Below are 20251 nucleotides of genomic sequence, written 5' to 3' on the forward strand. Positions count from 1 at the left end.
GCAATCAGGGTAACAACCATCTTGATGTTGTCGCCCGGCATGACCATCTCTACGCCTTCCGGCAGTTCGATGGTACCGGTCACGTCGGTAGTACGGAAGTAGAACTGCGGACGGTAGCCCTTGAAGAACGGAGTGTGACGACCACCTTCTTCTTTGGACAGCACGTACACTTCGGATTCGAACTTAGTGTGCGGCTTGATGGTGCCCGGCTTGGCCAGTACCTGACCACGCTCTACGTCTTCACGCTTCACGCCACGCAGCAGCGCGCCAACGTTCTCACCTGCACGACCTTCGTCCAGCAGTTTGCGGAACATTTCAACGCCGGTACAGGTGGTCTTGGTGGTATCTTTGATACCAACGATTTCCACTTCTTCACCAACCTTGACGATACCGCGCTCTACACGACCGGTAACTACGGTACCACGGCCTGCGATGGAGAAGACGTCTTCGATCGGCATCAGGAACGGCTGGTCGATGGCACGCTCCGGCTCCGGAATGTAGGTGTCCAGGTGGCCAGCCAGTTCCAGGATCTTCTCTTCCCACTGAGCTTCGCCTTCCAGCGCTTTCAGTGCGGAACCACGTACTACCGGCAGGTCATCACCCGGGAAGTCGTACTCGGACAGCAGTTCGCGAACTTCCATCTCGACCAGTTCCAGCAGCTCTTCGTCATCTACCATGTCGCACTTGTTCATGAACACGATGATGTACGGAACGCCTACCTGACGACCCAGCAGGATGTGCTCACGAGTCTGCGGCATCGGGCCGTCAGTCGCTGCTACTACCAGGATTGCGCCGTCCATCTGGGCAGCGCCGGTGATCATGTTTTTAACGTAGTCGGCGTGACCCGGGCAATCTACGTGGGCGTAGTGGCGGGTAGCAGTGTCGTATTCTACGTGGGAGGTGTTGATGGTGATACCACGCTCACGCTCTTCCGGTGCCTTGTCGATCTGGTCGAAGGCGAAAGCTTTACCACCGAAGTGCTTGGCCAGCACGTTGGTGATGGCGGCGGTCAGGGTGGTTTTACCGTGGTCAACGTGGCCGATGGTGCCGACGTTTACGTGCGGTTTATTACGCTCAAATTTTTCTTTAGACACGACGTAGTCCTTCTAGGTTAAACCCGCCTACCGTCGTAGGCGGGGAATCTTAAATTACTTGGATTTGCGCTCTTCGATCACGGCCTGGGCGACGTTGGTCGGGGCATCGTGATACTTGGCGAATTCCATGGCGTAGGAAGCACGACCCTGGGTAGCAGAACGCAGGGAGGTGGCGTAACCGAACATTTCGGCCAGCGGCACCAGCGCACGTACGATCTTGCCGGACGGGCCATCTTCCATGCCTTCGATCAGGCCGCGACGACGGTTCAGGTCACCGATCACGTCGCCCATGTAGTCTTCCGGAGTCTCGACTTCGACCTTCATGATCGGTTCGAGCAGTACCGGGTTGGCCTTCATGAAGCCAGCCTTGAACGCCAGAGAAGCAGCGATCTTGAACGCCAGTTCGGAAGAGTCGACATCGTGGTAGGAACCGAAGTGCAGACGCACACCCAGATCCATTACCGGATAGCCTGCCAGCGGGCCGGACTTCAGCTGCTCGCGGATACCCTTGTCAACACCCGGGATGAATTCGCCTGGAATCACGCCACCCTTGATGTCGTTGACGAATTCGTAGGCTTTGCCTTCTTCCAGCGGGTACATGTCGATAACGACGTGACCGTACTGACCACGACCACCGGACTGCTTGGCATGCTTGCCTTCGATGTCCTTGACGGTGTTGCGGATGGTTTCACGGTAGGCAACCTGCGGCTTACCTACGTTGGCTTCTACCTTGAACTCGCGACGCATACGGTCAACGATGATGTCCAGGTGCAGCTCACCCATACCGGCGATGATGGTTTGACCAGATTCTTCGTCGGTCCATACGCGGAAGGACGGATCTTCCTGAGCCAGACGACCCAGAGCCAGACCCATCTTCTCCTGGTCAGCCTTGGATTTCGGCTCAACGGCGATGGAGATTACCGGCTCCGGGAATTCCATACGCTCCAGGATGATCGGTGCGCTTTCGTCACACAGGGTATCACCGGTGGTGACGTCCTTCAGGCCGATGGCAGCAGCGATGTCGCCTGCGCGAACTTCTTTGATCTCTTCACGCTTGTTGGCATGCATCTGAACAATACGGCCGAAACGCTCGCGCTTCTCTTTAACGGAGTTCAGCACGGAGTCACCGGAGTTGACCACACCGGAGTAAACACGGAAGAAGGTCAGGTTGCCCACGAACGGGTCGGTAGCAATCTTGAATGCCAGAGCAGAGAACGGCTCGTCATCGGAAGCGTGACGCTCGTCCTTGGTCTCGCCATCCAGCTTCAGACCGTCGATAGCAGCAACGTCGGTCGGAGCCGGCAGGTACTCGACCACGGCATCCAGCATGGCCTGTACGCCCTTGTTCTTGAACGCGGAGCCACAGGTAACCAGGATGATTTCGTTGTTCAGAACACGCTGACGCAGAGCTTTCTTGATCTCTTCTTCAGTCAGTTCTTCACCACCCAGGTATTTTTCCATCAGGTCTTCAGACGCTTCAGCAGCGGCTTCAACCAGGTTCATGCGCATTTCTTGCGCCTGTTCCAGCAGCTCGGCCGGGACGTCTTCGTAGTCGAAGGATACGCCCTGGTCAGCTTCGCTCCAGTTGATGGCTTTCATCTTGACCAGGTCGATAACGCCCTTGAAGTTCTCTTCGGAACCGATGTTCAGTTGCAGAGGAACCGGGTTACCTTTCAGACGGGTCTTGATGTGCTCAACGCAGCGCAGGAAGTTAGCACCGGTACGGTCCATCTTGTTGACGAACGCGATACGGGGAACCTTGTACTTGTTAGCCTGACGCCATACGGTTTCAGACTGGGGCTGTACGCCACCTACGGCACAGTACACCATCACGGCGCCATCCAGAACACGCATGGAACGCTCTACTTCGATAGTAAAGTCAACGTGGCCCGGGGTATCGATGATGTTGATACGGTGCGGTTGGAACTGTTTACCCATACCGGACCAGAAAGCGGTGGTCGCGGCGGAGGTGATGGTGATACCACGCTCTTGTTCCTGTTCCATCCAGTCCATGGTGGCGGCGCCATCGTGAACTTCACCGATCTTGTGACTTACACCGGTGTAAAACAGAACGCGCTCGGTAGTAGTAGTCTTACCGGCGTCGATGTGAGCGGAGATACCGATATTACGATAACGCTCAATGGGGGTTGTACGAGCCATTGTCATCCTCTTACTAGGGCGCTTGTCCCCAGATAATTAAAGGTGCGCAGAGTCATAAGACCCTGCGCAAGCGGATTACCAGCGGAAGTGAGCGAAGGCCTTGTTCGCTTCAGCCATACGGTGAACGTCTTCACGTTTCTTGACAGACGAACCCTTATTGTCAGCGGCATCCAGCAGCTCGCCAGCCAAACGCTGAGCCATTGATTTTTCACCACGTTTACGAGCGGCATCAACCAACCAGCGCATTGCCAGAGCATTGCGACGTACCGGACGAACTTCTACCGGCACCTGATAGGTTGCACCACCGACGCGACGAGATTTAACCTCGACCGCCGGACGAATGTTGTCCAGAGCGACTTCGAACAGGGCCAGGTGCTCTTTGCCAGATTTGGTGGCAATGATGTCCAGGGCGCCATAAACGATGGCTTCTGCAACAGATTTCTTACCGTCAACCATTACTACGTTGACAAATTTAGCCAGCAGCTCAGATCCGAACTTGGGATCCGGCAGGATTTTACGCTGACCAACAACACGACGTCTTGGCATTTCAAATTCTCCGTAACTTCAGGGGTTACCCAAAACTAGAAAGTTATCTAACTAGAAACGAATTAACGTTTGGCCTTACTTAACGGAGAACCATTAAGCTTTCGGACGCTTCACGCCGTACTTGGAGCGAGCCTGCTTACGGTCTTTAACACCGGCACAGTCCAACGCACCACGAACGGTGTGATAACGAACACCTGGCAAGTCTTTTACACGACCGCCACGAATCAGAACAACAGAGTGCTCTTGCAGGTTGTGACCTTCACCACCGATGTAGGAGGTGACTTCGAAGCCGTTGGTCAGACGTACACGGCATACTTTACGCAGTGCAGAGTTAGGCTTCTTCGGGGTGGTGGTGTATACACGGGTGCATACGCCACGCTTCTGAGGGCACGCTTCCAGCGCCGGCACGTTGCTTTTCACAACGAGCTTGATGCGTGGCTTGCGAACCAACTGGTTAATAGTTGCCATCAAAAGGCTCCTGATAATGACTTCATAAACGTGTGAAAAATCCTCCCCGCAGATACGGGGACGCGAAATTTTATGCCCTGTTGTCTGGGGAGTCAAGATTTATACAATTTGCACACCGAAATGGCAAATGACAGTCGAATGACATTATGCTAAGCAACTGAGATAAAAAGGAAAACCAAGTCTAACCGCCCCAGGTCTGCGGTGATCCGTGCTCGGCGATCAACCTGATCAAACCCGGCATATCGAGTTCCATCCCGACCCCGGATGACAAGCCTCTCGCTTGCAGGTCTTCCTTCATGACGTACAGGGGGACCTCTGCCAAGCGCTCGCACCACCCGGGGGCAGCCGCCGCCATCACGGCATCCTGCATCAACACCACCAGATCCCCTTCCATGCGGTAACGCAACGCCAACTCGAGATCCTGGCTCATGAAGGGAGAGTTCAATATCAGCTGTATCACGGACACCTCAGAAGCCGATGTGGGTGGTGAAACCCGCCCAGCTACGGCGAATTTCCGCAGGAGAGAGCGGAATAACTGGAATTAGCAGATCAGCCACCGTCAGTCCTCGCTCAGCCAGTGACACCGCACAGACATAGATCTCCTCGATGTCATACAGTTCCAGCATCTTGAAGGTCGGGGCGTAGTGACGCTGCAATATGGCGTGTGGTGATTGCTCCCTCACCAGTTGCATTACGCCATCCCCCACCAGAAAGAGTGCCAGGGACTCCGTCAATGCAGAGGTGGCCAGCAGAGCATCCAGCCCCTCCCGACCACTCGCCGAACCATGGGGACCACGCCGTGAGATAAACGCTATTCTGGTCATTTTGTCCCCCTAGAACTGAACGAAGCGATCAGCGGTCAGTGCAGCTTCCGCCAACTGACCGAGCCCGCTCAGGCAGAATGGGGCTTCCAGATTGAAATGCTCCCGTCCCATTCCCTTGGCCTCCTGCTCATCCAGCACGCCACGGCGCATGGCCGCAGCCACACACACATCGATGCGGATGCCCTGCTGGATGGCCAACTCGCGCCACAGTGCCACCAGGTCGGTCTCATCGCTGGCTGGCGCATGGAGGCCATTGGCATTGCACACCCCCTCCTGATAGAAGAAGAGGTGGGACAAGCGGTGTCCCTGCTCGACCAGACTCAGGGCAAAACGATAGGCCGTGCTGGCCGTCTGGGTGCCATAGGCGGGCCCGGTGACCAGCAGAGCAAAATTCAGACTCATGATCGCACTCCTGCACAGCGGTGCATCCATTCTACCTCACAGACGCAAAAGCCCCTCCTGGGAGGGGCTTTTCCAATGAAACAGGCTCAGACGTAAGCGATGGCTTCGACTTCGACCAGCACATCCTTGGGCAGACGAGCGACCTCCACGCAGGAACGTGCCGGAGCGGATTCGCCAAAGTAGCGGGCATACACCTGGTTGAAGGCCACGAAGTTGTTCATGTCACTCAGGAAGCAGGTGGTCTTCAGTACCTTGCTGGTATCGGCTCCTGCGGCTTTCAAGACGGCAACCAGATTCTTCATCACCTGCTCTGCCTGAGCCTCGATGCCACCGGCAACGATGTCCATGGTGGCCGGATCGAGCGGGATCTGCCCGGAGGTAAAGACCAGCTCACCCAGCTTGGTAGCCTGGACATAAGGGCCAATTGCGGCAGGCGCCTTGTCGGTTGCAATCACTTCTTTAGCCATTGTTATCTATCCCCTATCTATGGCGCTTACTCACTCTCTTCTTCACCCTGCTTGCGCTGTCGGATGTAGAGATACACGGTATGTTTGGAAATATTCAGCTTGTCGGCGACCAGGTTGATCGAGTCCTTGATATCAAATATGCCCTTCTCGAACAACTGGGTCACGATAAAACGGTTCTTGGCATTGTTGGCCACGGAGGGATCACGATTGATCTCGTCGATGGTGTTGTCCACCGTCTGGGCAACCAGCTCTTCGACGCTGTTGGCGAAGGTCTCCGGTGATTGCCGCTCCACCTGCTGTGGTGTCGGGAAGAATTCGGCCACGAACTCGTGGAAAGGCGCATTGATGTGCAAATTGATGCAGATAAGGCCGATCACCTGCTTGTCGCGGTTACGGATGGCGATGGTGCTCGACTTCATCAAGGCACCGGTCCGACTGCGGGCAAAATAACTCTGGGTGTGATCCTGACCCGTGCTCTCGATGTCCTTGAGCATCCGCAGGGCGAGATCGGTGATCGGCGCCCCCAGAGTTCGACCCGTATTGAAACCATTCGCGATTTGGATCACGGACTCATGCAGATTTTCCAGGGAGTGGAGCACCACCTCGCAGTGCTTGCCGAACAGATCGGCCAGGCCTTCGATAAGGCCCCCATATGAACGCAACAGCTCCCTGTCTTCGTCTGTAAAAGCGCGACCGCTCAGTTGCTCTTCGGGAAGCAGTACTTCCTCGATACCGACAGCCATGTTCTACCCCTGTAATACCCATTCAACTTTCCCGAGTTTTCAGTTGCGACGGGGCAATGTCAACTTTTTTTGATTTTTTGCTCTATAACCTTGCACTGGATCATCCCCCTGCCCCAGCCCAGTGCACGCTGGGCGCCGGATGGGAAATAAAAAAAGGGCCCCTAGAAGGGGCCCTTTTCGATCACTGCAGCTGAAGATTACTCTTCGTCAAAACTGCCGGCTGCGTTGAGCAGATCCGCCAGGTTTTGCTGAGCTTCATCGGCAGTCACCTGCGGCACACCGACAGCACGGGCTGCGGCGGCACGCTGGTTGATGCGGCTGTGGTGGTAGGCAAAGCCGGTACCAGCCGGGATCAGACGACCCACGATCACGTTCTCTTTCAGGCCGCGCAGTTCATCACGCTTGCCACCAACGGCTGCTTCGGTCAGCACGCGGGTGGTCTCCTGGAAGGAAGCCGCGGAGATGAAGGACTCGGTGCTCAGAGATGCCTTGGTAATACCCATCAGGATATGACGGTAGGTAGCCGGGGTCTTCCCTTCGGCAACCAGTTTACGGTTGGCAATCTTCACACGGGCCACTTCAACCTGTTCACCTTCGATCAGGTCGGTGTCGCCAGCGCTCAGGATCTCGCACTTGCGAAGCATCTGACGCACGATGACTTCGATGTGCTTGTCGTTGATCTTAACGCCTTGCAGACGGTAAACGTCCTGCACTTCGTTGGCGATGTAGTTGGCGACCGGGCTGATACCGCGCAGACGCAGGATGTCGTGAGCAGATTCGGGACCGTCCGCCAGCACTTCACCCTTCTCAACTTTTTCACCTTCGAACACGTTGAGGTGACGCCATTTCGGAATCATCTCTTCATAGATCTCGCCACCATCGGTCGGGGTGATGACCAGACGACGTTTGCCCTTGGTCTCTTTCCCGAAGGAGATGGTACCGGAGATCTCGGCCAGGATGGCCGGCTCTTTCGGCTGACGTGCTTCGAACAGATCCGCAACGCGCGGCAGACCACCGGTGATGTCCTTGGTACCACTGGACTCTTGCGGGATACGCGCAACCGCGTCACCCACGCCCACGTTGGCACCATCTTCCAGGTTCACGATCGCCTTGCCCGGCAGGAAGTACTGGGCGGGAACGTCGGTGCCCGGGATCATCACATCCTTGCCATTCAGATCGACCAGTTTCACGGTCGGACGCATCTCTTTACCGGCGCTCGGACGCTCGTTGACATCCAGTACGACGATGGAAGAGAGGCCGGTCAGCTCGTCGGTCTGACGAGTGATGGTCACACCGTCGATCATGTGTTCGAAGTGCAGACGACCCGCCACTTCGGTGATGATCGGGTGGGTGTGCGGGTCCCAGTTCGCGACGGTATCACCGGCGTTCACCGCTTCGCCATCCTTCACTTCCAGCACGGAACCGTAAGGCAGCTTGTGGCTTTCCTTGGTACGGCCCATCTCGTCCATGATGGTCAGCTCGGTAGAACGGGAGGTGATAACCAGCTTGTCAGAGTTGTTCAGAACGAACTTGGCGTTCTGCAACTTGATGCTACCGGTGTTCTTCACCTGGATGCTGCTCTCGGCAGCCGCTCGGGATGCGGCACCACCGATGTGGAAGGTACGCATCGTCAGCTGGGTACCCGGTTCACCGATGGACTGAGCGGCGATAACACCGACAGCCTCACCCTTGTTAACCAGGTGACCACGGGCCAGATCACGGCCGTAGCAGTGAGCACAGTTACCGAAGTCGGTCTCACAGGTGATGGCAGAACGTACCTTCACGCGGTCGACGGAGTTGCGCTCCAGCAGGTCACACAGCTGCTCGTCGAGCAGGGTGTTGCGCGCTACCAGCACTTCATCCTCGGTACCCGGCTTGATCACGTCTTCGGCCACCACACGACCCAGCACGCGCTCACGCAGCGGCTCGACCACGTCGCCACCTTCGATCAGCGGAGTCATCCACAGACCGTCGGTAGTGCCGCAATCGTCCTCGGTGATCACCATGTCCTGGGCCACGTCAACCAGACGACGGGTCAGGTAACCGGAGTTCGCTGTCTTCAGTGCGGTATCCGCCAGACCTTTACGAGCACCGTGAGTGGAGATGAAGTACTGCAGTACGTTCAGACCTTCACGGAAGTTCGCCACGATCGGCGTTTCGATGATGGAGCCATCCGGCTTCGCCATCAGGCCACGCATACCGGCCAGCTGACGGATCTGGGCGGCGGAGCCCCGCGCACCAGAGTCGGCCATCATGAAGATGCTGTTGAAGGAGGCTTGCTCTTCCTCATCGCCCAGGGAGTTGACGTTACGCTCCTTGGAAAGGTTGTCCATCATGGCCTTGGAGACGCGATCGTTCGCGCTGGCCCAGATATCGATAACCTTGTTGTAACGTTCGCCCGCGGTCACCAGACCGGACAGGAACTGGTCCTGGATCTCGGCGACTTCGGCTTCTGCAGCAGCGATGATGTCTTTCTTGGCATCCGGAATGACCATGTCATCGATACCAACAGAGGCACCGGACAGGGCCGCGTAGTGGAAACCGGTATACATCAGCTGGTCAGCGAAGATGACGGTATCCTTCAGGCCCTGCTTGCGATAGCAGGTGTTCAGCAGACGGGAGATGAGCTTTTTGCCCAGCGCCTTGTTGGAGACGCACTTGATCCAGTTCTGCGGGTTGGCGTCCAGGTCAGCCTGCTCTGCAGCAGTCAGTACCTTGGGCTCGTCGATCAGGGCGTATTCCATGCCTTTGGGCAGGATCAGGCTCAGGATCGCACGACCAACGGTGGTGTTCTTCATCTCGGTCTTGGCAACCAGCTCACCGGCTTCGTTCTTCACGTACTCGGTGATGCGGCACTTGACGCGAGCATGCAGGTCGGCCAGACCGGCACGGTAGACCTTCTCGGCCTCTTTCGGGCCGGACAGCACCATACCTTCGCCCTTGGCGTTGATACGGGCACGGGTCATGTAGTACAGACCCAAGACCACGTCCTGAGAAGGAACGATGATCGGCTCACCGGAGGCAGGCGACAGGATGTTGTTGGTGGACATCATCAGGGCACGCGCTTCCAGCTGGGCTTCCAGGGTCAGCGGTACGTGGACCGCCATCTGGTCACCGTCGAAGTCCGCGTTATAGGCGGCACAGACGAGCGGGTGCAGCTGGATGGCCTTGCCTTCGATCAGGGTCGGTTCAAACGCCTGGATACCCAGACGGTGCAGGGTCGGCGCACGGTTCAGCAGAACCGGGTGTTCGCGGATCACTTCGTCCAGGATGTCCCAGACGACGGCTTCTTCGCGCTCCACCATCTTCTTGGCGGCCTTGATCGTGGTCGCCAGACCGCGGGATTCCAGCTTGCCGTAGATGAAGGGCTTGAACAACTCAAGTGCCATCTTCTTCGGCAGACCGCACTGATGCAGACGCAGGGTCGGACCTACGGTGATAACGGAACGACCGGAGTAGTCGACACGCTTACCCAGCAGGTTCTGACGGAAACGACCTTGCTTACCCTTGATCATGTCGGCCAGGGATTTCAGCGGGCGCTTGTTGGAACCGGTGATGGCACGACCACGACGGCCGTTGTCCAGCAGGGCATCCACGGACTCTTGCAGCATGCGCTTTTCGTTGCGCACGATGATGTCAGGCGCAGCCAGATCCAGCAGACGCTTCAAGCGGTTGTTACGGTTGATCACGCGACGGTACAGATCGTTCAGATCGGAGGTCGCGAAACGACCGCCGTCCAGCGGTACCAGCGGACGCAGGTCCGGCGGCAGCACGGGCAGCACTGTCATGATCATCCACTCCGGCTTGTTGCCGGATTGCAGGAAGGCTTCCATCAGCTTCAGACGCTTGGTGGTCTTCTTGCGCTTGGTCTCGGAGTTGGTCTGATCCAGCTCCTCACGCATGGCTTTGACTTCGCCTTCCAGATCGATGGCGCGCAGCAGAGCCAGAATGGCCTCGGCACCCATCTTGGCGTCGAATTCGTCGCCCCACTCTTCCAGTGCGTCCAGATAGTTCTCTTCGGAGAGCATCTGGCTGCGCTCGAGGTTGGTCATGCCGGGTTCGATCACTACATAGGATTCGAAATACAGCACGCGCTCGATGTCACGCAGGGTCATGTCCAGCAGCAGACCGATACGGGACGGCAGGGACTTCAGGAACCAGATGTGGGCAGTCGGGCTGGCCAGCTCGATGTGGCCCATGCGCTCACGACGGACCTTGGTCTGGGTCACTTCTACACCGCACTTCTCGCAGATCACACCACGGTGTTTCAGGCGCTTGTACTTGCCGCACAGACACTCGTAGTCCTTCACCGGTCCGAAGATACGGGCGCAGAACAGACCATCACGCTCCGGCTTGAAAGTCCGGTAGTTGATGGTCTCAGGCTTTTTGACCTCACCGAATGACCAGGAGCGGATCATGTCAGGAGAGGCCAGACCGATCTTGATACTGTCAAACTCTTCGGTCTTGGTCTGAGCCTTCAAAAACTTGAGTAAGTCTTTCACGTGTTTCCCCTGTCAGGAGTCTAACCTCGGCGCCCCGGCTGCCGAAACAGCGGGGCGCCCACGTCAATTCTCGAACAATAAGAGCGAGCTCTTACTCTTCGTCCAGCTCGATGTTGATACCCAGAGAGCGGATTTCCTTCAGCAATACGTTGAAGGATTCGGGCATGCCCGGCTCCATACGGTGGTCGCCATCCACGATGTTCTTGTACATCTTGGTACGGCCGTTCACATCGTCAGACTTGACGGTCAGCATTTCCTGCAGGGTATATGCCGCACCGTAAGCCTCCAGGGCCCACACTTCCATCTCACCGAACCGCTGACCACCGAACTGCGCCTTACCACCCAGCGGCTGCTGGGTAACCAGGCTGTAGGAACCGGTAGAACGCGCGTGCATCTTGTCGTCTACCAGGTGGTTCAGCTTCAGCATGTACATGTAACCCACGGTGACCTTGCGCTCGAAGGCGTTACCGGTACGACCGTCGAACAGGGAGATCTGACCGGATTCCGGCAGATCGGCCAGCTTCAGCAAGGCTTTGATTTCGCGCTCTTTGGCACCATCAAAGACAGGTGTAGCCACCGGCAGACCCTTACGCAGGTTACCCACCAGGGTACGTACGTCGTCGTCAGACAGCTCGGCAATGTTCACTTGCTGGGAGTCCTTCTCGCCCAGGTCATAGACCTGTTGCAGGAACTCGCGCATCTCGTGCAGCTCGCGCTGTTCTTTGATCATGCGGTCGATCTTCTCGCCGATGCCCTTGGCCGCGAGGCCCAGGTGCACTTCGAGGATCTGACCGATGTTCATACGAGACGGTACGCCCAGCGGGTTCAGTACGATGTCGACCGGACGGCCGTACTCGTCATGAGGCATATCCTCGACCGGACAGATCTTGGAGATAACACCCTTGTTACCGTGACGGCCCGCCATCTTGTCACCCGGCTGGATGCGACGCTTGACGGCCAGATAGACCTTGACGATCTTCAGTACGCCCGGCGCCAGGTCATCGCCCTGGATGATCTTGCGACGCTTGTTCTCGAATTTCTTGTCGAACTCGGCCTTCAGCTCAACGTGCTGTTCAGCGATCTGCTCCAGCTCGATTTGCTTGGCTTCATCTTCGATGGCCAGCTCAAACCACTTGGAACGATCGAGCTTGTTCAGACGATCTTCGCTGTAACCGGCGGCCAGCAGCAGGTTGCGGGAACGGCCGAAAATGCCGTCTTCCAGGATCTTGAACTCTTCGGTCAAGTCCTTCTTCGCTTCCTTCAACTGCATCTCTTCGATTTCTTTGGCGCGCTTGTCTTTTTCCACGCCATCGCGGGTAAAGACTTGCACGTCAACCACGGTACCGTACACACCGTTCGGCACTCGCAGGGAAGAGTCCTTCACGTCGGACGCCTTCTCACCAAAGATGGCGCGCAGCAGCTTCTCTTCCGGAGTCAGCTGGGTTTCACCTTTCGGAGTTACCTTGCCGACCAGGATATCGCCGCCCTTCACTTCGGCACCCACGTAGACGATACCGGACTCGTCCAGCTTGGACAGAGCGGCTTCACCCACGTTCGGGATGTCAGCAGTGATCTCTTCCGGACCCAGCTTGGTGTCACGGGAGATACAGGCCAGTTCCTGGATGTGGATGGTGGTCAGGCGATCTTCCTGAACCACGCGCTCGTTCACCAGGATCGAGTCTTCGAAGTTGTAACCGTTCCACGGCATGAACGCGACGCGCAGGTTCTGACCCAGCGCCAGTTCACCGAGATCGGTGGACGGGCCGTCAGCCAGCACGTCACCGGCCATCACCGGCTCACCCAGCATCACGCAGGGGCGCTGGTTGATACAGGTGTTCTGGTTGGAACGGGTGTACTTGGTCAGGTTGTAGATGTCGATGCCGGCTTCGCCTGGCAGCAGCTCATCTTCATTGACCTTGATAACGATACGGGAGGCGTCGACGTAGTCGATCATGCCGCCACGCTTGGCCACTACGGTGACACCGGAGTCAACGGCCACGGCGCGTTCCATACCGGTACCTACCAGCGGCTTGTCAGCGCGCAGGGTCGGTACAGCCTGACGTTGCATGTTTGAACCCATCAATGCGCGGTTCGCGTCATCGTGTTCCAGGAACGGGATCAGGGCCGCTGCCACAGAGACGATCTGTTGCGGGCTCACGTCCATGTACTGGATCTGGTCGGCGTTCATAAAGGTGGATTCACCTTTGTGACGGCACGGGATCAATTCATCTTTCAGACGGCCATCTTCGGTGGTCGCGGCGTTGGCCTGTGCGATCACGTACTTGCCTTCTTCAATCGCAGACAGGTAATCCACTTCGTCGGTGATCACACCGTCGATCACCTTGCGGTACGGGGTCTCGAGGAAACCGTACTCGTTGGTGCGGGAATACACGGACAGCGAGTTGATCAGACCGATGTTCGGACCTTCCGGCGTTTCGATGGGGCACAGACGACCGTAGTGGGTCGGGTGTACGTCTCGAACTTCGAAACCGGCACGCTCACGGGTCAAACCGCCCGGGCCCAGCGCGGAGATACGGCGCTTGTGGGTCACTTCGGACAGCGGGTTGTTCTGGTCCATGAACTGGGACAGCTGGCTGGAACCAAAGAACTCTTTGACCGCGGCGGAGATCGGCTTGGCGTTGATCAGATCCTGCGGCATCAGGGTGTCCAGATCGCCCAGGGAGAGGCGCTCCTTCACCGCACGCTCGACACGGACCAGACCGACACGGAACTGGTTCTCGGCCATTTCACCGACGGAACGAATACGACGGTTACCAAGGTGGTCGATATCGTCCACTTCGTCGTTACCGTTACGGATGTCGATCAGGCGCTTCATGACCTCGACGATATCGTCCTTGGTCAGCACGCCAACGCCAGTCTCGTCTTCACGACCCAAACGGCGGTTGAACTTCATCCGACCTACGGTAGACAGGTCGTAACGCTCGGAAGAGAAGAACAGGTTCTCGAACAGCTGCTCGGCCGCTTCGCGAGTGGGCGGCTCGCCCGGACGCATCATGCGATAGATCTCGACCAGGGCTTCCAGGCGGCTGGAGCTGGAGTCGATACGCAGGGTCTCGGACATGTAGGCACCGTGATCCAGTTCGTTGGTGAACAGAACCTCGAAGTGCTTGAAGCCGGCCTGGGACAGGTTGGCAACTGCTTCCAGGCTCAGGGCCTGGTTGGCAGTCACGACCATTTCACCAGTCTGCGGATGTGCATAGTTCTTGGCTGCAACTTTGCCAACAACATACTCTACCGGCACCTCGATCTGAGTGATGCCGTCTTTTTCCAGCTGACGGATGTGACGGGCAGTGACACGACGACCGGTCTCGACCACCACGGCGCCATTGGCAATGATGTCGAAGGTCGCGGTCTCGCCACGCAGGCGCTCGGGCACCAGATCCATCATCAACTTGCCATCCTTGACCTCGAAACCGATGGTCTCGAAGAAGGTGGCCAGGATTTCTTCGGAACTGAAGTCCAGGGCGCGCAGAATAATGGAGGCCGGCAGTTTGCGACGACGGTCGATACGGACAAACAGGTTGTCTTTCGCATCGAACTCGAAGTCCAGCCAGGAGCCACGGTAGGGGATAACGCGGGCGTTATACAATACCTTACCGGATGAATGTGTTTTGCCTTTATCGTGGTCGAAGAAGACCCCCGGGCTGCGGTGCAGCTGGGAGACGATAACCCGTTCGGTACCATTGATGACAAAGGTGCCGTTCTCGGTCATGAGCGGAATCTCGCCCATGTATACTTCTTGTTCCTTGATATCTTTGACGGTGCCGGCAGCTGCTTCACGGTCGTACAGAACCATACGAAGCTTGACACGCAGCGGCGCGGAGTAGGTCACTCCACGGATCTGGCATTCTTTTACGTCAAATACCGGCTCACCCAGGCGATAGCTGACATACTGAAGCTCAGCACTACCGGAGTAACTGGTGATCGGGAAAACGCTACGGAAGGCGGCTTCTAGGCCGTACTCACCTTCCGGGTCAGCCTCGATGAACTGCTTGAAGGAGTCCAGCTGAATGGACAACAGATAAGGCGTGTCCAGTACCTGGTCTCGCTTACCGAAGTCCTTACGTATGCGTTTTTTTTCGGTATAAGAGTAAACCATAGGGTTCCTCAGCTCGCTGATAAGTGACCCACTCTGTCCCCACGGGACAGCTCTGTCTCAACACCGTTTTGTGTTGGCCCGGACGATGAGGCGGTCCGGATTGCTGGTGCACCGAGAGTCGTGAACGGTGTGAAATACTCTCAGTCTACAGCGCAAAAAGGCTGGTGAATAAAGATTCACCAGCCTTAGCCTGTTTTATCAGGCTAATCTACATAAATGCAGATTATTTGATCTCAACAGAAGCACCGGCAGCTTCCAGCTCTTTCTTCAGAGCTTCAGCTTCGTCCTTGGACACGGCTTCTTTCAGATTGGTCGGAGCAGCTTCTACCAGGTCCTTGGCTTCTTTCAGGCCCAGACCGGTAGCGCCACGAACGGCCTTGATGACGGCAACTTTGTTGGCGCCAGCAGCAGTCAGAACTACGTCGAACTCGGTCTTCTCTTCTACTGCTTCAGCAGCAGCCGGGCCGGCCATGACGGCAGCAGCGGCAGAAACACCGAACTTCTCTTCCATAGCTTCGATCAGCTCAACAACTTCCATTACGGACATGGAAGCAACGGCTTCAATGATTTGGTCTTTAGTGATAGACATGACAAAAATTCCTGATGTTGAATAAACTCAAACAGCCTAGATAGGCGAGAATCAAGCAGCAGCTTGTTTCTGGTCGCGAACAGCAGCGATAGTACGAACCAGCTTGCCAGCAGAGGCTTCCTTCATGGTAGCCATCAACTTCGCAATTGCTTCTTCGTAAGTCGGCAGCGTGGCCAGACGATCAATTTGTGCTGCGGCGATAAACTCACCGTTAAAAGCGCCAGCCTTGATTTCGAACTTTTGGTTCGCTTTGGCAAACTCTTTGAACAGACGAGCGGCAGCGCCCGGGTGTTCGTTAGAGAAAGCAATCAAGGTAGGACCGGTAAATGCGTCGTTCAGGCACTCGTATTCGGTACCTTCTACCGCGCGACGCAGCAGGGTGTTACGCACAACGCGCATGTACACACCAGCTTCACGAGCGGTCTTACGCAGGACGGTCATCTTGTCTACAGTGACGCCGCGAGAATCGGCTACAACTGCAGAAAGAGCGCCTTTGGCAGCTTCGTTGACTTCAGCAACAATTGCCTTTTTGTCTTCGAGTCCCAATGCCATTGGCTTAACTCCTGGATTGAATCCGGGTCTGTTGACCCAGTACTGACACATCCCCCCTACCTTTACAACAGAGGGGAACGATGCGGTAGCAGGATTCCAGAAGAGAAAGAATCTTTCTCGCTGGGTTTCCGGCACCGTCTACGCAGGAAGAATTAAGGCTTTGCGGCCTCCTGCGGTCTTGGACGGAGGTCGAAACCCCCAACCAATCAAGGCGCAAAATTATAGATTAAATTTTGCGCCTTGTAAAACCCATCAATTAGGCCTGAGCTTCCAGGGAAGCTTGGTCTACGGCAACACCGGCACCCATGGTGGTGGAGATGCTGACTTTCTTGATGAATACACCCTTGGCGGAGGACGGCTTGGCCTTCTTCAAGGCAACCAGCAGCGCTTCCAGGTTTTCTTTCAGCTGAACTTCGTTGAAAGAGACCTTGCCCAGAGTGGTATGAATGATACCGTTCTTGTCGTTACGGTAACGAACCTGACCAGCCTTGGCGTTCTTGACGGCTTCGGCTACGTTCGGAGTGACGGTACCCACTTTCGGGTTCGGCATCAGACCGCGCGGGCCCAGGATTTGACCCAGTTGACCAACAACACGCATGGCATCCGGGGATGCGATGACGACGTCGAAGTTCATCTCGCCTTTCTTGACCAGCTCGGCCAGGTCGTCCATACCAACCAGTTCAGCACCGGCAGCCTTGGCGGCTTCGGCATTGGCACCCTGGGTGAACACGGCGACACGGATGTCACGACCGGTACCGTGCGGCAGTACAGTTGCACCACGTACGTTCTGGTCGGATTTACGAGCATCGATACCCAGGTTAACGGCAACGTCAACGCTTTCAACGAACTTGGCGGTAGCCAGTTCTTTCAGCAGGGCAATGGCTTCGTTGATGGAGTACTCTTTGGTACCGTCAACTTTTTCGCGAATAACGCGCATACGCTTGGACAGTTTAGCCATTGTCTTACTCCTCCACTACCAGGCCCATGGAACGAGCGGAACCGGCGATGCAACGTACTTTTGCATCCAGATCGGCACCAGTCATATCCGGCTCTTTGGTCTTGGCGATTTCTTGCAGCTGAGCCACAGTCACCTTACCAACCTTGTCTTTGTTCGGCTTGGCGGAACCAGACTGGATACCAGCGGCTTTCTTCAGCAGGAAGGAAGCGGGCGGAGTCTTGGTTTCGAAGGTGAAGGAACGGTCGCTGTAAACGGTGATCACGACCGGAGTCGGAGAACCTTTTTCCAGCTTTTCTGTACGGGCGTTGAATGCCTTACAGAATTCCATGATGTTCACACCGTGCTGACCCAGAGCAGGACCAACGGGAGGGCTGGGGTTAGCACTGCCAGCCTTAACTTGCAGCTTGATATAAGCTGTGACTTTCTTAGCCATTACAAAAATACCTCAAAAATGGGTTCTAACGCCTCGGAGACATGCTCCTGCAAACGGCTCCCCAACAAATAAAGGGGCAGCGAATTATAGAGATAATCGCTGCCCCTGACAACCGTTAAGCGTACAGAGATTAATCAGCCTTTTTCGACCTGACCAAAATCCAGTTCTACCGGCGTTGAGCGGCCGAAGATCAGTACGGAGACCTTCACGCGGCTCTTTTCGTAGTCCACCTCTTCAACGGTACCGTTGAAGTCGGCGAACGGACCATCGGCAACCCGGACCATCTCACCCGGTTCAAACAGGGTTTTCGGACGCGGCTTGTCGTGGGCATCTTGCAGACGATTGAGGATGGCATCCGCTTCTTTATCGGAGATAGGAGCAGGGCGATCGGAGGTACCGCCGATGAAACCCATTACACGTGGTACATTGCGTACCAAGTGCCATGTGGTTTCATCCATCACCATCTGGACCAGGACGTATCCCGGGAAAAATTTGCGCTCACTCTTGCGCTTCTGGCCAGCACGCATCTCGACCACTTCTTCGGTCGGGACCAGCACTTCACCAAACAGCTCTTCCATGCCATGCATCTTGATATGTTCACGCAGGGATTTGGCAACACGGCCTTCGTAGCCGGAAAATGCCTGCACGACATACCATCTCATACGCTGTTCACGTTGTTCAGTCATGGCTTATCCTTACACACCGGTAATCAAGTTGACCAACCAGACCAAGGCGCCGTCCAACACGAACAGCAGCAGCCCCATCACGGCAGTCACCGCCAGCACAATCAGGGTTGTCTGAATGGCTTCCTGACGGGTCGGCCATACGACCTTGCGGACTTCCAGGCGAGACTCACGGGCAAACGCCAGTGTTGCCTTGCCCTTGGTGGTTTGCAGGGCCACTGCACCGGCAGCAGCGATGACAACGACCACACCCAGGGCGCGGACGGCAGCAATAACGTCGCTCAGCAGGTAATTGCCCACTACAGCGGCCGCCAGGATGATGAAAACCAGGCCCCAAAGCAGGGTATCCTTGCTTCCGCCCTGACCCTCAGAACTAACACTCATACAACCCACCTGTATCTGACGTAACCAAAGACACAAAAGCCCCGTACGAGACGAGGTATATGGCAGGGGCGGCAGGACTCGAACCCGCAACCATCGGTTTTGGAGACCGCTGTTCTACCAATTCGAACTACGCCCCTGCATAAGAAAGCCCCTATTATAGGGGCTTTGCTTTATTTATGTAAGCCAAGATTAAGCGATAACTTTGGCTACAACACCAGCACCTACGGTACGGCCACCTTCACGGATGGCGAAACGCAGGCCGTCGTCCATCGCGATCGGCGCAATCAGGGTAACAACCATCTTGATGTTGTCGCCCGGCATGACCATCTCTACGCCTTCCGGCAGTTCGATGGTACCGGTCACGTCGGTAGTACGGAAGTAGAACTGCGGACGGTAGCCCTTGAAGAACGGAGTGTGACGACCACCTTCTTCTTTGGACAGCACGTACACTTCGGATTCGAACTTAGTGTGCGGCTTGATGGTGCCCGGCTTGGCCAGTACCTGACCACGCTCTACGTCTTCACGCTTCACGCCACGCAGCAGCGCGCCAACGTTCTCACCTGCACGACCTTCGTCCAGCAGTTTGCGGAACATTTCAACGCCGGTACAGGTGGTCTTGGTGGTATCTTTGATACCAACGATTTCCACTTCTTCACCAACCTTGACGATACCGCGCTCTACACGACCGGTAACTACGGTACCACGGCCTGCGATGGAGAAGACGTCTTCGATCGGCATCAGGAACGGCTGGTCGATGGCACGCTCCGGCTCCGGAATGTAGGTGTCCAGGTGGCCAGCCAGTTCCAGGATCTTCTCTTCCCACTGAGCTTCGCCTTCCAGCGCTTTCAGTGCGGAACCACGTACTACCGGCAGGTCATCACCCGGGAAGTCGTACTCGGACAGCAGTTCGCGAACTTCCATCTCGACCAGTTCCAGCAGCTCTTCGTCATCTACCATGTCGCACTTGTTCATGAACACGATGATGTACGGAACGCCTACCTGACGACCCAGCAGGATGTGCTCACGAGTCTGCGGCATCGGGCCGTCAGTCGCTGCTACTACCAGGATTGCGCCGTCCATCTGGGCAGCGCCGGTGATCATGTTTTTAACGTAGTCGGCGTGACCCGGGCAATCTACGTGGGCGTAGTGGCGGGTAGCAGTGTCGTATTCTACGTGGGAGGTGTTGATGGTGATACCACGCTCACGCTCTTCCGGTGCCTTGTCGATCTGGTCGAAGGCGAAAGCTTTACCACCGAAGTGCTTGGCCAGCACGTTGGTGATGGCGGCGGTCAGGGTGGTTTTACCGTGGTCAACGTGGCCGATGGT

18 protein-coding genes and 1 tRNA gene are annotated in these 20251 nt (G+C 56.4%); all 19 read right to left on the reverse strand.

Going from position 1 to position 20251, the window contains the following annotated elements; translation table 11 throughout:
• On the reverse strand, positions 1–1094 hold a 1094-nt coding region (gene tuf, locus AB5Y68_RS16495; protein WP_005306258.1), incomplete at its 3' end, for an elongation factor Tu.
• 54 nt (positions 1095–1148) lie between these two features.
• Complete coding sequence (fusA, locus tag AB5Y68_RS16500; RefSeq protein WP_010675948.1) at positions 1149–3254, reverse strand: elongation factor G; 2106 nt, start codon at positions 3252–3254, stop codon at positions 1149–1151.
• Between the two features lie 75 nt (positions 3255–3329).
• Positions 3330–3800, reverse strand: coding sequence for a 30S ribosomal protein S7 (rpsG, locus tag AB5Y68_RS16505; protein WP_010675949.1), 471 nt, complete (start codon positions 3798–3800; stop codon positions 3330–3332).
• Between the two features lie 93 nt (positions 3801–3893).
• Positions 3894–4268: a 30S ribosomal protein S12 gene (rpsL, locus tag AB5Y68_RS16510; protein ID WP_005306278.1), complete on the reverse strand. Its 375-nt coding sequence runs from the start codon at positions 4266–4268 to the stop codon at positions 3894–3896.
• Between the two features lie 181 nt (positions 4269–4449).
• The gene (tusB, locus tag AB5Y68_RS16515; protein WP_039040983.1) at positions 4450–4728 is read right to left on the reverse strand and encodes a sulfurtransferase complex subunit TusB; all 279 of its coding nucleotides are present in this window, start codon (positions 4726–4728) and stop codon (positions 4450–4452) included.
• 7 nt (positions 4729–4735) lie between these two features.
• On the reverse strand, positions 4736–5092 hold the full coding sequence (gene tusC / locus AB5Y68_RS16520) for a sulfurtransferase complex subunit TusC (protein ID WP_039040982.1): 357 nt from the start codon (positions 5090–5092) through the stop codon (positions 4736–4738).
• 9 nt (positions 5093–5101) lie between these two features.
• Positions 5102–5494, reverse strand: a complete 393-nt coding sequence (gene tusD / locus AB5Y68_RS16525; protein WP_010675952.1) for a sulfurtransferase complex subunit TusD — start codon at positions 5492–5494, stop codon at positions 5102–5104.
• Positions 5495–5580: 86 nt separating this feature from the next.
• On the reverse strand, positions 5581–5961 hold the full coding sequence (locus tag AB5Y68_RS16530; protein WP_010675953.1) for a RidA family protein: 381 nt from the start codon (positions 5959–5961) through the stop codon (positions 5581–5583).
• A 26-nt stretch (positions 5962–5987) separates the two neighbouring features.
• The gene (locus AB5Y68_RS16535; protein WP_010675954.1) at positions 5988–6704 is read right to left on the reverse strand and encodes a transcriptional regulator; all 717 of its coding nucleotides are present in this window, start codon (positions 6702–6704) and stop codon (positions 5988–5990) included.
• Positions 6705–6901: 197 nt separating this feature from the next.
• The gene (gene rpoC / locus AB5Y68_RS16540; protein WP_010675955.1) at positions 6902–11206 is read right to left on the reverse strand and encodes a DNA-directed RNA polymerase subunit beta'; all 4305 of its coding nucleotides are present in this window, start codon (positions 11204–11206) and stop codon (positions 6902–6904) included.
• A 91-nt stretch (positions 11207–11297) separates the two neighbouring features.
• Complete coding sequence (gene rpoB, locus AB5Y68_RS16545; protein WP_039040981.1) at positions 11298–15326, reverse strand: DNA-directed RNA polymerase subunit beta; 4029 nt, start codon at positions 15324–15326, stop codon at positions 11298–11300.
• 223 nt (positions 15327–15549) lie between these two features.
• Positions 15550–15915, reverse strand: a complete 366-nt coding sequence (rplL, locus tag AB5Y68_RS16550) for a 50S ribosomal protein L7/L12 (RefSeq protein ID WP_010675957.1) — start codon at positions 15913–15915, stop codon at positions 15550–15552.
• A 51-nt stretch (positions 15916–15966) separates the two neighbouring features.
• A complete protein-coding gene (rplJ, locus tag AB5Y68_RS16555; protein ID WP_005339895.1) occupies positions 15967–16467 on the reverse strand; it encodes a 50S ribosomal protein L10 in 501 nt (166 codons plus the stop codon).
• 256 nt (positions 16468–16723) lie between these two features.
• The gene (rplA, locus tag AB5Y68_RS16560) at positions 16724–17425 is read right to left on the reverse strand and encodes a 50S ribosomal protein L1 (RefSeq protein ID WP_010675958.1); all 702 of its coding nucleotides are present in this window, start codon (positions 17423–17425) and stop codon (positions 16724–16726) included.
• Positions 17426–17429: 4 nt separating this feature from the next.
• Positions 17430–17858 (reverse strand): 50S ribosomal protein L11, encoded by a 429-nt coding sequence (gene rplK / locus AB5Y68_RS16565; protein ID WP_005306313.1) that lies wholly within the window; start codon positions 17856–17858, stop codon positions 17430–17432.
• 134 nt (positions 17859–17992) lie between these two features.
• Positions 17993–18544 carry a transcription termination/antitermination protein NusG gene (gene nusG, locus AB5Y68_RS16570; RefSeq protein ID WP_010675959.1) on the reverse strand — a complete coding sequence of 184 codons (552 nt, stop codon included), beginning with the start codon at positions 18542–18544 and terminating at the stop codon, positions 17993–17995.
• 9 nt (positions 18545–18553) lie between these two features.
• Positions 18554–18925, reverse strand: coding sequence for a preprotein translocase subunit SecE (gene secE / locus AB5Y68_RS16575; RefSeq protein ID WP_010675960.1), 372 nt, complete (start codon positions 18923–18925; stop codon positions 18554–18556).
• Positions 18926–18985: 60 nt separating this feature from the next.
• A tRNA-Trp gene (locus AB5Y68_RS16580) sits at positions 18986–19062 on the reverse strand.
• Between the two features lie 52 nt (positions 19063–19114).
• Positions 19115–20251: elongation factor Tu (tuf, locus tag AB5Y68_RS16585; protein ID WP_017788708.1), on the reverse strand; the 1137-nt coding region annotated here is incomplete at its 5' end.

The organism is Aeromonas sp. R6-1 (assembly GCF_040908165.1).
In the GTDB taxonomy this organism is placed as follows: domain Bacteria; phylum Pseudomonadota; class Gammaproteobacteria; order Enterobacterales; family Aeromonadaceae; genus Aeromonas; species Aeromonas caviae.

What these genes read in the sequence shown, in the direction of transcription:
- fusA (WP_010675948.1), bottom strand. Translation starts at nt 3,254, where the DNA reads ATGGCTCGTACAACCCCCATTGAGCGTTATCGTAATATCGGTATCTCC.
- rpsG (WP_010675949.1), bottom strand. Translation starts at nt 3,800, where the DNA reads ATGCCAAGACGTCGTGTTGTTGGTCAGCGTAAAATCCTGCCGGATCCC.
- rpsL (WP_005306278.1), bottom strand. Translation starts at nt 4,268, where the DNA reads ATGGCAACTATTAACCAGTTGGTTCGCAAGCCACGCATCAAGCTCGTT.
- tusC (WP_039040982.1), bottom strand. Translation starts at nt 5,092, where the DNA reads ATGACCAGAATAGCGTTTATCTCACGGCGTGGTCCCCATGGTTCGGCG.
- tusD (WP_010675952.1), bottom strand. Translation starts at nt 5,494, where the DNA reads ATGAGTCTGAATTTTGCTCTGCTGGTCACCGGGCCCGCCTATGGCACC.
- AB5Y68_RS16530 (WP_010675953.1), bottom strand. Translation starts at nt 5,961, where the DNA reads ATGGCTAAAGAAGTGATTGCAACCGACAAGGCGCCTGCCGCAATTGGC.
- AB5Y68_RS16535 (WP_010675954.1), bottom strand. Translation starts at nt 6,704, where the DNA reads ATGGCTGTCGGTATCGAGGAAGTACTGCTTCCCGAAGAGCAACTGAGC.
- rpoB (WP_039040981.1), bottom strand. Translation starts at nt 15,326, where the DNA reads ATGGTTTACTCTTATACCGAAAAAAAACGCATACGTAAGGACTTCGGT.
- rplL (WP_010675957.1), bottom strand. Translation starts at nt 15,915, where the DNA reads ATGTCTATCACTAAAGACCAAATCATTGAAGCCGTTGCTTCCATGTCC.
- rplJ (WP_005339895.1), bottom strand. Translation starts at nt 16,467, where the DNA reads ATGGCATTGGGACTCGAAGACAAAAAGGCAATTGTTGCTGAAGTCAAC.
- rplA (WP_010675958.1), bottom strand. Translation starts at nt 17,425, where the DNA reads ATGGCTAAACTGTCCAAGCGTATGCGCGTTATTCGCGAAAAAGTTGAC.
- rplK (WP_005306313.1), bottom strand. Translation starts at nt 17,858, where the DNA reads ATGGCTAAGAAAGTCACAGCTTATATCAAGCTGCAAGTTAAGGCTGGC.
- nusG (WP_010675959.1), bottom strand. Translation starts at nt 18,544, where the DNA reads ATGACTGAACAACGTGAACAGCGTATGAGATGGTATGTCGTGCAGGCA.
- secE (WP_010675960.1), bottom strand. Translation starts at nt 18,925, where the DNA reads ATGAGTGTTAGTTCTGAGGGTCAGGGCGGAAGCAAGGATACCCTGCTT.